At 75.0% G+C, this 11968-nt stretch carries 14 protein-coding genes; 7 read left to right on the top strand and 7 right to left on the bottom strand.

Going from position 1 to position 11968, the window contains the following annotated elements:
* The first annotated feature begins 82 nt into the window (after window positions 1–82).
* From ACFYUY_RS26275 to ACFYUY_RS26265, 3 genes are all read left to right on the top strand, one after another.
* A complete protein-coding gene (locus ACFYUY_RS26275; protein WP_387904208.1) occupies window positions 83–823 on the top strand; it encodes a TetR/AcrR family transcriptional regulator in 741 nt (246 codons plus the stop codon).
* 98 nt (window positions 824–921) lie between these two features.
* Entirely contained in the window at window positions 922–1602 is a 681-nt protein-coding gene (locus tag ACFYUY_RS26270) for a DUF6445 family protein (protein ID WP_360213727.1), read from the top strand.
* Between the two features lie 31 nt (window positions 1603–1633).
* A complete protein-coding gene (locus tag ACFYUY_RS26265; RefSeq protein ID WP_387904205.1) occupies window positions 1634–2752 on the top strand; it encodes an NAD(P)-dependent oxidoreductase in 1119 nt (372 codons plus the stop codon).
* A gap of 242 nt (window positions 2753–2994) precedes the next feature.
* Here ACFYUY_RS26265 and ACFYUY_RS26260 read toward each other — a convergent pair whose 3' ends face one another.
* The gene (locus ACFYUY_RS26260; protein WP_387904203.1) at window positions 2995–3150 is read right to left on the bottom strand and encodes a hypothetical protein; all 156 of its coding nucleotides are present in this window, start codon (window positions 3148–3150) and stop codon (window positions 2995–2997) included.
* Between the two features lie 259 nt (window positions 3151–3409).
* Between ACFYUY_RS26260 and murQ the strand changes: the two genes are divergently transcribed.
* Window positions 3410–4315, top strand: coding sequence for an N-acetylmuramic acid 6-phosphate etherase (gene murQ / locus ACFYUY_RS26255; RefSeq protein WP_387904202.1), 906 nt, complete (start codon window positions 3410–3412; stop codon window positions 4313–4315).
* A gap of 63 nt (window positions 4316–4378) precedes the next feature.
* On the opposite strand, the gene ACFYUY_RS26250 is transcribed toward murQ, so the two are convergent.
* The 3 genes from ACFYUY_RS26250 to ACFYUY_RS26240 all read right to left on the bottom strand — a co-directional run bounded on the left by ACFYUY_RS26250 (window position 4379) and on the right by ACFYUY_RS26240 (window position 5907).
* The gene (locus tag ACFYUY_RS26250; protein WP_360213719.1) at window positions 4379–4585 is read right to left on the bottom strand and encodes a hypothetical protein; all 207 of its coding nucleotides are present in this window, start codon (window positions 4583–4585) and stop codon (window positions 4379–4381) included.
* A gap of 88 nt (window positions 4586–4673) precedes the next feature.
* Entirely contained in the window at window positions 4674–5186 is a 513-nt protein-coding gene (locus ACFYUY_RS26245) for an isochorismatase family protein (RefSeq protein ID WP_387904198.1), read from the bottom strand.
* A 64-nt stretch (window positions 5187–5250) separates the two neighbouring features.
* Window positions 5251–5907: a TetR/AcrR family transcriptional regulator C-terminal domain-containing protein gene (locus ACFYUY_RS26240; RefSeq protein WP_387904197.1), complete on the bottom strand. Its 657-nt coding sequence runs from the start codon at window positions 5905–5907 to the stop codon at window positions 5251–5253.
* 204 nt (window positions 5908–6111) lie between these two features.
* Between ACFYUY_RS26240 and ACFYUY_RS26235 the strand changes: the two genes are divergently transcribed.
* From ACFYUY_RS26235 to ACFYUY_RS26225, 3 genes are all read left to right on the top strand, one after another.
* The gene (locus tag ACFYUY_RS26235) at window positions 6112–7590 is read left to right on the top strand and encodes an MFS transporter (protein ID WP_387904195.1); all 1479 of its coding nucleotides are present in this window, start codon (window positions 6112–6114) and stop codon (window positions 7588–7590) included.
* 113 nt (window positions 7591–7703) lie between these two features.
* Entirely contained in the window at window positions 7704–9161 is a 1458-nt protein-coding gene (locus tag ACFYUY_RS26230) for a TolB family protein (RefSeq protein WP_387904192.1), read from the top strand.
* 340 nt (window positions 9162–9501) lie between these two features.
* Window positions 9502–10071, top strand: a complete 570-nt coding sequence (locus tag ACFYUY_RS26225) for a hypothetical protein (protein ID WP_387904190.1) — start codon at window positions 9502–9504, stop codon at window positions 10069–10071.
* A 123-nt stretch (window positions 10072–10194) separates the two neighbouring features.
* Here the strand turns inward: ACFYUY_RS26225 and ACFYUY_RS26220 are convergent, their stop codons facing one another.
* The 3 genes from ACFYUY_RS26220 to ACFYUY_RS26210 all read right to left on the bottom strand — a co-directional run bounded on the left by ACFYUY_RS26220 (window position 10195) and on the right by ACFYUY_RS26210 (window position 11795).
* Window positions 10195–10824, bottom strand: coding sequence for a glyoxalase (locus ACFYUY_RS26220; RefSeq protein WP_360213713.1), 630 nt, complete (start codon window positions 10822–10824; stop codon window positions 10195–10197).
* 5 nt (window positions 10825–10829) lie between these two features.
* Window positions 10830–11294, bottom strand: a complete 465-nt coding sequence (locus ACFYUY_RS26215) for a helix-turn-helix transcriptional regulator (protein WP_360213711.1) — start codon at window positions 11292–11294, stop codon at window positions 10830–10832.
* Between the two features lie 90 nt (window positions 11295–11384).
* On the bottom strand, window positions 11385–11795 hold the full coding sequence (locus tag ACFYUY_RS26210; RefSeq protein WP_360213709.1) for a VOC family protein: 411 nt from the start codon (window positions 11793–11795) through the stop codon (window positions 11385–11387).
* Window positions 11796–11968 lie beyond the last annotated feature (173 nt).

Here is an 11968-nt window from a genome sequence, read left to right as displayed (position 1 = left end):
GGGAAGAACTTAGGACGGACCCATCGAATGGGTCAAGCCTAATTACTGTGCCCGACCCAGCGAACCGCGCTAGGCTGCCGCCATGACCGAGACCCGGGCGACCCCGAACCTGCGCGAGCTCAACAAGCGCCGCACCCGCGAGGCGATCTCGCACGCCGCGACGAGGCTCTTCATCGACCAGGGCTTCGAGCGCACCACCATCGCGGAGGTCGCGGCCGCCGCCGGGGTCGCCAAGATGACCGTCACCAACCACTTCCCGCGCAAGGAGGACCTGCTCCTCGACCTGCACGAGGAGCTGGTCGGCCGGCTCGCCCGGGCGGTCGACGAGCGGGCGCCCGGCGAGTCCGCCCTCGCCGCCCTGCGCCGCGACTGCCTGGGCGGGCTCGACCGGCACGACCCCCGGCTCGGCTTCTCCGGCCGGGCCTTCGCCCGCACCATCACCGACAGCCCGGCCCTGGTCGCCCGGCTGCGCGAGCTGCACGAGCAGGGCGAGGCCGCCCTCGCCGAGGCGCTGGCGGCGGCCGGCGCCGCCGGAAGCGGCACCGCCGACGGCGACAGCACCGGCAGCACCGGGAGTCACGCCACCGGGGCCGCCACCGACTCGACCGCGATACCGGGCAGCGCCCCGGTCGACTTCGAGAGCCGGGTCGCCGCCGGGCTGCTCGCCGCGGTCGACCGCACGGTGTTCACCGAGGTGTTCCACCGCGTGCTGGCCGGCGAGGAGGCCGGTGCGATCGCGGCCGCGGTGCGCCCCTCCGCCGTCCGGGCCTTCGACCGCCTGGAGGGCGCCCTGGGCACCTTCGCCGTCCGCCCCGGCCCCTGACCTGCCCGGGAGCACCCGCCCGCCGCCGGTCCACACTTGACGAAAGGTTGACCTGCTCACGGCAGAAGGTTGGTGATGCCCACCCCTATCGTCGGCCCATGCCCTCACAGCCCATCAGGCCCACCACCCTGCCGGTCCTGCCCTACCGCAAGCCCACCCGCGGCCGGGACTACTGGGTCCTGGACAACGTCCTCACGGACCCGGACGCCGTCCGCGAGCGCGTCCTGTCCCGCGGCGACTGGACCGAGGGCTATCCGCACCGCCCCGAGACCTGGCCCGGCCTGCGCACCATGCCCGGGCTGGAGCCGGACGAACTGGCCCGCGTCGAGGCACTGGTCCGCAAGGCCACCGGCGCCCCCCGGCTCTGGGTCCAGAGCACCCCGGGCGGGGGCACGCTCAACCACAACTGCGTGCAGGTGGTCGGCGCCGGGGAGTCGGAGTCCCGCCCGCACACCGACTCCCGCGCGCTCTGCCGCTACGCCGCCGTGCTCTACCTCAGCCCCGGCGCACCCAAGGACGCCGGCACCAGCTTCTACCGGCAGCAGTTCCCCGGCGGCCGGCTCGGCGGGAACCACGTCAACGCCCCGCACAACAACCTGGTGGAGGCGCTCGGTACCCGGCACGTGCCCGCCGACCACTTCACCGAGGACGTCCGCGTCCCCAACCGGTACAACCAGCTGCTCCTCTACCACGCCAACCTGATCCACAGCGCGACCACCTACTACGGCACCGAGCTGCCGGAACGGCGGATGACGGCCGTCTTCTTCTGGATGGCCTGACGGCGCCCGACCGCACGCCGGAGCCCGCCCGATGACCCGACCGCACGTCCTGCTGCTGGACGCCGCCCCCGGAGAACTGCTGCACCGCGAGCTGGAGCGCCTGCTCGGCCACGGCCTCGACGTCACCCTCAACCTGCGCCGGGTCGACGACCGGGCGGGCGCCCATGCGGCCTGGGGCGGCCGGGTCGGGTTCACCGACCTCGACGCCTTCGACGAGGCCGCCCTGGTCGAGGAGTTCCGGCGGGGCGCCGGCTACCACGCCGTCAAGTCGCGCGGCGGTGTGCCCCTGCGCGCCGCCGTCCTCGCCGCGGCGACCGACCCGGGCCGGCCCGCCCGCCTGCGGGTGATCGGCCGGGCCGGGGCCGGTACCGACCACGTCGACCTCGCCGCCGCGGCCCGGCACGGCGTCACCGTCACCCACACCCCCGGCTCCAACGCCGCCGCCGTGGCCGAGTTCGTACTCGCCCAGCTCCTCACCCTCACCCGCGGCCTCCCCGCCCATGACCGGGCCACCCACCAGGGCCGCTGGGGCGCCCCCACCACCCCACCGCGCGAACTCTCGGAGCTCACCCTCGGCATCGTCGGCCTCGGTCGCACCGGCCGGGCACTCGCAGCCCGGGCCGGCGCACTCGGCATGGCCGTGCAGGCCCACTCCCGCCGACCGCCAGCCCCGCCGGTGCGGTCGGCCGCCTCCCTCGACGCCCTCCTCGCCGGCAGCGACGTCGTGTCGTTGCACGTGCCGCTCACCCCGCAGACCCGCGGCCTGCTCGGCCGCCGCGAACTCGCCCTCCTGCGGCCGGGATCGATCCTGCTGAACACCGCGCGCGGCGGCATCGTGGACGAGCGGGCCCTGGCCGAGGCCCTGCGCGACCCGGCGCACCCGCTCGCGGCCGCCGCGGTCGACACCTTCGAACGGGAACACGCCGCGTTCGACTCCCCGCTCCTCGGGCTGCCGAACGCCCTGCTCACCCCGCACGTCGCCGGGATGACCCGGACGGCGATGGCCGAGGCCGCCGTCCGCTGCGCCGACCACCTCGCCGCACTCCTCTCCGGCCGACCGGAGGGCATCCCGGTGGCCACCCCTTCGGCCACCCCTTCGCTCGCACCTTCGGCCACCCCGGCCGCGCCTCCGGCGCAGGCCGACAGCTGAAGCAGCCCACCCGCTGCCCCGGACGGTCAGAGAGACGGCGGTGGCGTCCAGCCGAGACCGCTCCGGTCGACCTGGCGAAGGATCCAGGCCCGCCGCTCGGGACCGCTGACGTTCCAGATGTGACTCATCGGTCGCTCGGTCAACGCCCGCTCACGCGGGCTGCGGAGGTCCCCCAACCGCCGCCGCCGGCGTGTTCCGGAAGCCGCCAGCAGCTCGGTGCAGAACTTCGCCCAGGCGTCGATCTAATCGACGACCCCGGCGGCAGGTGCTTCGTCCGGGTGCCGGGCTGCACGAACGGCGAGCGAACGGATCTCGAACAGGGCTTCCCCCGCAAGACGGGCCGCGAGCTCCCTGTCCTCGTTGCCCGCCGCCCGCAGGCGCCATCGCGACATCAGCATGCGCGGAGTCTGCCACGAGGCCACCCGCCGGCCGGCGAGGGCACCTCCGCTGCAGGAGGACCACCGGGCAACGTGCCACCGGTGGGAAGCCTGAGCAGTCCTCACCCATGCGGGGGAGGCCGGTGGAGGCATCGACCAGCACCCATCGCGGGCGTCCTCGTCCGGGGGCGCCCGGTGGGGAGCGGGCGACGGGCCGGCCGCCCTCCTCCCGGGTGCCGGGCCGGATTGGCCGTCGTCGCCCCCGGGGACGCTGGCAGGCATGAACCAGAACGCCGTGCCGCCCACCGAGACGATCCGCGCCGACTGGGCCGGGATCGACCGGCTGCCGACCGTGGACCTGCTACACCTGATGAACACCGAGGACCGGACCGTCCCCGCCGCGGTGGCCGGGGAGCTGGACCGGATCGCCGCCGTGGTGGACGCGGCGGCGGCCCGCATGGCGGACGGCGGGCGGCTCGTGTACGCGGGGGCGGGGTCGGCCGGGCGCCTCGGGGTGCTGGACGCCGCCGAGTGCCCACCGACCTTCGGCACCGAACCGGCCCTGGTGGTCGGGCTGGTCGCCGGCGGGCCGGCCGCCGTGACCGCGGCGGTCGAGGGCGCCGAGGACCGCCCGGAGCTGGCGGAGGCCGATCTGGCCGGGCTCGGCCTGACCCCCGCCGACACCGTGGTGGGCGTCTCCGCCTCCGGTCGCACGCCGTACGCGGTCGCGGCCGTACGCACCGCGCGGGCGGCCGGGGCGCTGACCGTCGGTCTGGCCTGCAACCGGGGCTCGGCACTGGTGGCGGCGGCGGAGCTGGGGATCGAGGTCGAGGTCGGCCCGGAGGTCCTGGCCGGATCGACCCGGCTGAAGGCCGGCACCGCGCAGAAGCTCGTGCTCAACATGCTGTCGACCGCGGTGATGGTCCGTCTGGGCCGGACGTACGGAAATCTGATGGTCGACGTCCGCGCCACCAACGCCAAGCTCCGGGAGCGGGCCCACCGGATCGTCACCGAGGCCACCGGCGCCGACGAGGCGGCGGTCCGGCGCGCGCTCGCCGCCACCGGAGGCCGCGCCAAGGACGCGATCCTGGTCCTGCTCGCGGACGTCGACGCCCCGACCGCCGCCCGACGCCTCACCGCCTCCGGCGGGCGGCTGCGCGAGGCCCTGCACGCGCACCGCCCCTGAGCGTGCTCCAGGAGGCGGGACAGAGCCCGGGCCCGCGGTGTGAGGAGATCCGCGACCCGGCCGTCAGGACACCAGCCCGAGAGTCACGCCCACCGCGCCGAGTGCGGCTTGACACGCTCCGATGCGCTTCATCGTCCGCAGCGTCACATCGGCGCCGCGGTACTGGTGGTTGATCAGCTGCCACCACTTGGCGGCATGACGGACGTCGAAGGCGGTGGCGAGCCCGTTGAGGGCGAGCGCCGCCCCGGGGACGATCAACTCGGTGGTCACAGCGCGAGCATAGGGCTGCGTCCGGCGCGCCACCAGAGAGATCCGGGCCCGCGGGAGTCGAGCGTGTCACGGGGGCTCCGACCGCCCGTCAGCCGAACGTCACCTCCGCCAGCCCGACCACCTCGCCGAGGCGCGGGAAGTCCAGTTCGACCGAGGCCCGGTGCTCCTGCGCGGTGAGCGCGCTCATCGCGTCCTCGACGAAGACCAGCCGGTAGCCGTGGTCGTCGGCCGCACGCGCGGTCGACTCCACGCCGAGGTTGGTCGCGATGCCGCCCAGCACCAGGGTGTCCACGCCGCGCTGCCGGAGCAGTTCGTGCAGGCCGGTGCCGTGGAAGGCGCCGATCGTGCGCTTGACCACCACCTCGTCGGCGACCGCCTCGACCTCGGTGACGAGCGCACTGCCGGGCGGCTGCTCGGCGACGTTCGGCCGTTCGACGCGCACCGCGACGACGGGGGCGCCCGCGGCACGGAACGCCTCGGCGAGCTGCAGGGAGGCCGCGACGACCTCCGAACCCGGGCGCGGGCCCAGGGGGTTGGCGACGATCCGGTCCATCAGGTCGATCAGGACGAGCGCCGTCCGAGCGGGGTCGAGTGTGGTCATGCGGCCCACGCTAGTGGATGCGCCGAGGCGGTCTCCTGACCCGCTGCCGGTCACCCGCTGCCGGTCACCCGCCGCCGGCTCCGGATCCGCCGTCCGCCGACTCGCGCGCGATCTCGGCGCGGAAGCCCTCGATCAGGACGCGCAGTCCGTACTCGAAGTCGGCGTCGTGGTCGGTCATCCGCAGCACCTCGGCCGCCTCGCGGAGCAGCGGCAGGCCGCGGAGCGCCTCGTCGGTGAACGCCGGTCGGGCCCGGTCGGCGGCGTCCTGCCGCCAGGCCTGTTCCTCGGTGACCCAGCCCATCAGGTAGCGGTCGACGGTCAGCAGGAGCCGCAGCGCGGTGCGGGGCCGCAGGCCGGCCTGGCAGAGGGATCCCAGCTGTGCTTCGACGGCGGGGAGTTCGGCCTCGGTGGGCAGGGTGCCGGCGTGCACCCGGGCGCCGTCGCGGTAGGCGAGCAGGGCGGTCCTCTTGGCGCGGGCGTCGGCGGCGATCCAGTCCGGCCAGTGCTCCGGGTCGGGGGTGCGGTCCGGCGGCAGGGCCTCGGCGAGCATGGCCTCCGCCATCAGGTCGAGCAGTTCCCGCTTGTTCTTGAAGTGCCAGTACAGCGCCGGTGACTGGACGCCGAGTTCGCGGGCGAGCCGCCGGGTGGTGACCCCGTCGATGCCCTCCTCGCCGAGCAGGCGCAGCGCGGTGCGCACCACGTCGTCGCGTTGCAGCGCCATGCCCGCCGCCCTTCCGCTCGATTCCGTCGGCCGCGCCGGCGGACGGCCCGCCCGTCCCACCAGAGGGGCCGTAAACCGCTTGCCCAGGCCACCTTATCGCCGATAAGTTCCGGAACCGGAATTTATCAGTGATAAGGACGGTCGTCGCCGGCGCGCACGCGGCCGTCGCCGCCGACCGCCCCGCGAAGGGACCCGACCCCGCCCATGACCACCGGAACGGACCCCACGACCACCGGAACGGACCCCACGACGACCGGGACGGACCGCCCCCGGTCCCGACTGCTGCCGAACACCGCACCCTGGCGCTCCTCGCGCGACTTCCGCCTCACCTGGACGGCCGGCACGGTCACCCTGCTCGGCTCCGTCCTCACCATGACGGCGATCCCGCTGCAGATCGCCGACCTCACCGGCTCACCGCTGGCGGTGGGCGCGGTCGGCGCGGTCGAGCTCGCCCCGACCATCGTCTTCGGCCTCTACGGCGGCGTCCTCGCCGACCGCGCGGACCGCCGCTCCGTCGCCCTGGCCACCGAGCTCGCGCTCGCCGCCCTCACCGCACTGCTGCTGGTCAACGCCCTGCTCGGCAGCCCGGCGCTCTGGCCGCTGTACGCCGCCGCCGGGCTCGCGGCGGCGCTGCAGGGCCTCCAGCAGCCCTCCGCGGAGGCGATGGTCCCCCGGCTGGTGCCGCACGAGCAGCTGGTCGCGGCGGGATCCCTGCTCTCGCTGCGCTGGAGCATCGCCGGACTGGCCGGGCCCGCGACCGCAGGCGCGCTGATCGCGACGGCCGGCGTCCCGGCGGCCTACCTGGTGGACCTGGCCACCTTCCTGGTGTCGGTCCTCCTGCTCATCCGGGTCAGGCCGGTCCCCTCACTGCGGGACGCCGAGGCGCCACGGCTGCGGGAGTTCACCGCGGGCGCCCGGTACGCGGCCCGCCGGCCGGACCTGGTGGGGACCTACCTGGCCGACCTCGCGGCGACCGCCTGCGCCCTGCCGACGGCACTGTTCCCCTTCCTCGTCACCGAGCTTGACGCGGTGTGGGCGCTCGGCCTGCTCTACTCCGCCTCCGCCACGGGCGCCCTGCTCGCCGCGGCGACGGGCGGCTGGACGGAGCGCGTGCACCGCCACGGACGGCTCGTGCTGTGCTCCGCCGCACTCGTCGGCGCCGCGACGGCGGCCGCCGCCCTCGCGCCGGGGTTGTGGGGCGTCCTGCTCTGTCTGCTGGTCGCGGGCGGCGCCCACCAGATCGGCGACACCTTCCGCAGCACCATCTGGAACCAGTCCGTTCCGGACGAACTCCGCGGCCGGACGGCCGGGTTGGAGATGCTGATCGGCTCCGCCGGGCCCGCCCTCGGGGACCTGCGGGCGGGCGGCCTGGCCGCCCACCAGGGCGTCCGCGCCGCGCTGCGCATCGGCGGGCTGCTCTGCCTCGGCGGCACCGCCGTGCTGGCGGCGGCGCTGCCGGCGCTCTGGCGCTACGACCGGCGCACCACGGAACAGCCGCCCACCCCGCCGCAGCCCTCCCCGGATCCCGGCGAGGACCGCGCCCCTCGCCGGATCCCACCCCGGACCCCGCACCGTGAGCCGCGCCCCCGTGAACCCCGCCGGCAGCAGGGCGCGCACCTGCCCCGCCCGCCCGCTCCCCGCCCGGTGACGCGAATCCGCCGCTGCCGCCGCCGCACCCGTTGACCGCGGACGCCGGCGACGGTTGGCTCGGCCGGAGCCGGCCATCCAGCCGGCCGCCGGTGCGCCCGACGGGGAGGTCGACGCGAGCCGGCGCGATCCCAGGGGAGGGACGACAGATGACCCGAACGACCTCCGTGCCGCGCCTGCTGCGCGCGGCCTGCGTCCTGGCGGCAGCCGCGCTGGCCGCCGTCACCGCCGCGACGCCCGCCGGGGCCGACCCGTCCCGCGGCCGCACCGAGCGGGTGTCGGTTGGTTTCGGCCAGTCCGCGCCCGGTGGCGCCGCCCAGCCCGACGGCGCCTCGTACGCCGCCGGGCTGAGCGCCGACGGCCGCTTCGCCGTCTTCACGTCGGAGGCCACCAACCTGGTGCCGGGCGACTCCAACGGCAAGTCCGACGTCTTCGTCCGCGACGCGTGGAGCGGCCGCACCGAGCGGGTCAACACCGGCCCGGGCGGGGCGCAGGCCGGCGACCACTCCTACGACGCCGCGATCAGCGGCGACGGCCGCTACGTGGCGTTCAGCTCCTACGCGACCAACCTCGCCCCCGGCGGGAACCTCGGCTTCGAGGACGTCTACGTCCACGACCGCTGGACCGGGAGCACCGAGCTGGTCTCCACCGGCCACGGCCCGGCGGTGCCGCAGACCGACCGCCAGTCCGGCCACCCGTCGATCAGCTGGGACGGCCGGTACGTCGCCTACCAGTCCAACCGCTCCGACCTGGCGCCCGGCACCGTCACCTGGACCGGCGGCAACATCTACGTCACCGACCGCTGGACCGGCCGAACCAGGGTGGTCAGCCTCGGCGCGGACGGCGCCGAGGCGAACGCCTCCTCCGCCGAACCGGTGATCAGCGCCGACGGCGGATCGGTCGGTTTCGTCTCCAAGGCGACCAACATCATCGGCCAGGGCCGGCCCGGCGCCCTCGCCGCCGAGGCCACCGCCCGGCTCGACGCCGTCTCCGACGAGGAGTTCGTCCGCGACTCCTTCCGGCACGACCGGGGGGCGGCGATCCTGAAGCCGCGCCTCTACCCCCTGTACGTGCGCGACCTCCGCGCCGAGCAGACCGTCCTGGCCAGCCCCGACGGCGCGGGCGGCTACCGGGGCGCGGCCCGGCCCGCGCTCGGCGCGGACGGCCGGTACGCCGTCTTCTCCACCCTGGTCAACGACGGTGGCGACCCCTGGGCGCGCCACTACGAGGTCTATGCGCGCGACCTGAAGCGCGGCACCGAGACCCTCGTCAGCGCCGGGCTCCCCGGCACGACGACCACCGCCGACTCCCTCGGCGCGCAGATCACCGCGGACGCCCACTGGGTCTACTTCGGCTCCGCCGCGGAGAACCTGGTGCCCGGCGACACCAACAACACCCGGGACGTCTTCCGGCGCGACCTCTGGACGGGCCGCACCGAGCGGGTCAGCGTGGCGGGCGACGGCTCGCAGACCGCAGGCGCCTCGGACGACCCCTTCGTCGACGCCCTCGGCACCACGGTGCTGTTCACCTCGGAGGACGGCACGCTCGCCCCGGGCGACACCAACGGCGTGACGGACGTCTTCCTGCGCCGGCTCCCGCTGTTCTGACGCCGCTCGGCGCTCACCGGACGCCGGACGCCGCCCCGCCCGTACCGGGTGGGGCGGCGTCCGGCGTCCGTCCTCACCACCCGTCGGGACCGGAGCCACCCACCCGTTCACCGCCCGTCGAGCCGCGCGCCACCCGGCCGACCGCCGCCCGTCCACCCGGGCCGACCGGCGCCGCGCGGGCACCGCACTGCCCTGCCCCGTCAAGCCAAGAACACCCAAAGGATCATTGACTGACGCTTGGTCAAATATTCACCACTTCCGGTCTACCCGCATAGACCGACGGGTGATGGCATGGACACACCGCTTGGCCGACCGAGCCGAGCCCCTTCAGGGAGCCCCCATGCCTCGCCCCCACCGTCTCGCCCCCGCCCTGGCCACCGCCGTGCTCGCCGCGGCCGCCCTCGCCACCGGCGGCACCGCACACGCCGCCCCCGCGGCCCACACCGCCGGACGCGCCGCCACGGCCGCCACCTGCTCGCAGGCCTACCTGCCGCTGCCCGACCCGGCCTGTACGCCCGGCGCCACCAACCCCGACGTCACCCAGGACACGATCGACGACACCATCTGCGTCGGCGGCTACAGCACCTCGATCCGCCCCTCGACCAGTTACACCAACCGGCTGAAGGTCCAGCAGATCGCCCAGTACGGCTACGCCGACACCAGCACCGCCGACTACGAGGAGGACCACTTCATCCCGCTGTCGCTCGGCGGCCACCCGACCGACCCGCGCAACCTGTGGCCCGAGCCGCACTACGCCACCGGCTCCGGCGACGGGACGTCCCTCGACAAGGACTCCGTCGAGTACAAGCTCTACCGGGCCGTCTGCAACCACCAGGTGGACCTGGTGCCCGCCCAGCGGGCGATCGCCACCGACTGGACCACCGCCCTGTCCGTCCTCGGCCTCGCCTGAGCCGCGCGGCGGCCCGCTCCTACGGCCCCGCGCCACTCCGAAGCCCCCAGCCGGTGCCGGTCCCGGCCCGGTGCACCGCACCGGGCCGGGTGGCCCGACGACCGGAGGGACGGCGGTCGCACCTCAGGACGCGGCCGCGAGGGAGGCGGCGGGCTGCCAGGCGAACCCGTCGGGGTCGGTGAACGACGTGCCGGAGCTGCCGATCACGAGGCCGTGCGGCCCGTCGCCCTCCGGGGAGACGCCCGCGTCCTTGGCGAGCGCGCGACGCCGGTACAGCGCGAGCTTGACCGCGCCCCCGCCGCCGTCGAACTCCACGTACATCTTGCTGAAGCTCTTCGCGACGGTGAGCCCCTGCTCGACGTAGAAGCGCTTGCTCGCGCCCACGTCCGCGACGCCGATCAGGATCACGAACTGGTCGATCTTCCGGGTGACCGGGCCGGTGTCCTTCTTGGCCGAGGTCGCGATCTTCCAGATCGCCCCGTCCGGGGCCTGGAGGACGGCGCCGTAGCCCCAGAGGGACTTCGCGGCGGGCTTCAGGGCGGTGGCGCCGTTCTCCAGGGCGGAGCCGACGAGGCTGTCGACGTCGCCCGGCTGGGCCACCGTGAGCGAGAGCGTGAACCCACGGTAACCGTCGGTCGGGGCCTGGATGCCCTGCACCCGCAGCTGCGCGTCCAGGCCGAAGGCGGTGGTGTAGAAGTGCTTGGCGGCCGTGGGGTCGGCGGCCTCGAGGATGATGCTTTCGATGGAGGTCATGTCCATCAAGCTAGTTGCAGCCCGCTGACCGGCGCTTCTCGATTCCTGACCGGTCTCGCCGACTGCGCGGGCAGCCGTACCGGCCCCTGCGCCGCGCCGCCCGACGTGCGTCGGAGGTAGGCGCCGGGGGACATCCCGACCAGCTCGGTGAAGCGCGCGCTGAAGCTGGCCGGCGACGAGCAGCCGACCGCGGAGCAGACCTCGGTGACGCTGAGCTCACCACGCCGCAGCAACGCCGCGGCACGCTCGATCCGGCGCGCCATCAGGTACCCGTACGGCGATTCGCCGTACGCGAGCCGGAACGCGCTGCTCAGGTTCCCGGTCGACATCCCGGCGCCTCGGGCGAGCGCCTCGACGTCCAGGGGCTGTGCGTACTCCCGATCGATCCGGTCACGGACGCGGCGCAGCAGCGCCAGGTCGTTCAGGCGCTGCGCCGCGGCGCGGGCGCGCCCCCACCCGGGGTGACACATGACAGAACTCCTCTCGTCGACGTCGACACGTGCCTGGGGTGACTTCCTGCTCGGCGGCGGGGTGCCCGCCGGTCCGCGCCGGTGTCGGGCTCAGCGCACCTCCTGGATCCGGATCATGTTGCCGGCGGGGTCGCGGAACGCGCAGTCGCGGACCCCGTAGGGCTGGTCGGTCGGCTCCTGGACCACCTCGGCCCGGCTGGCCCGCACCTTCTCGAAGGTGGCGTCGAGGTCGGGGGTGGCCAGCTGGATCCAGCCGTAGGTGCCCTTGGCCATCATCTCGGCGATGGTGCGGCGCTCGTCCTCGGTGATCCCGGGGTCGGCGGCCGGCGGCGCCAGCAGGACGGACGTGCCGGGCTGGTTGACGGGGCCGACGGTGATCCACCGCATCCTGCCGTGTCCGACGTCGCTGCGGACCTCGAACCCCAGGGTGTCGCGGTAGAAGAGCAGCGACGCGTCGGGGTCGTCGTGCGGGAGGACGGTCGTGAAGATGGTGATGTCCATACTGCCCATGCTAGGGGCAGCCGCGGGGCGGGCGCTTCTCCGCGTCTGCCCGTTTCGGCACCGTTCTCCGGCCACCGCGGGGCCGTGCCGTGCCACCCCGGCCGCGGCGTCAAGTGGCCGACGGGCCCGGGCCGGTGGACTGACCGGCGGGAGCCCGCGGCCGGCGCGCCGGC

Source organism: Kitasatospora sp. NPDC004745, assembly GCF_042873275.1.
GTDB lineage: Bacteria > Actinomycetota > Actinomycetes > Streptomycetales > Streptomycetaceae > Kitasatospora.
Note: the sequence above shows the minus strand (reverse complement) of the source record. Positions and strands in the feature narration are given on the sequence as shown.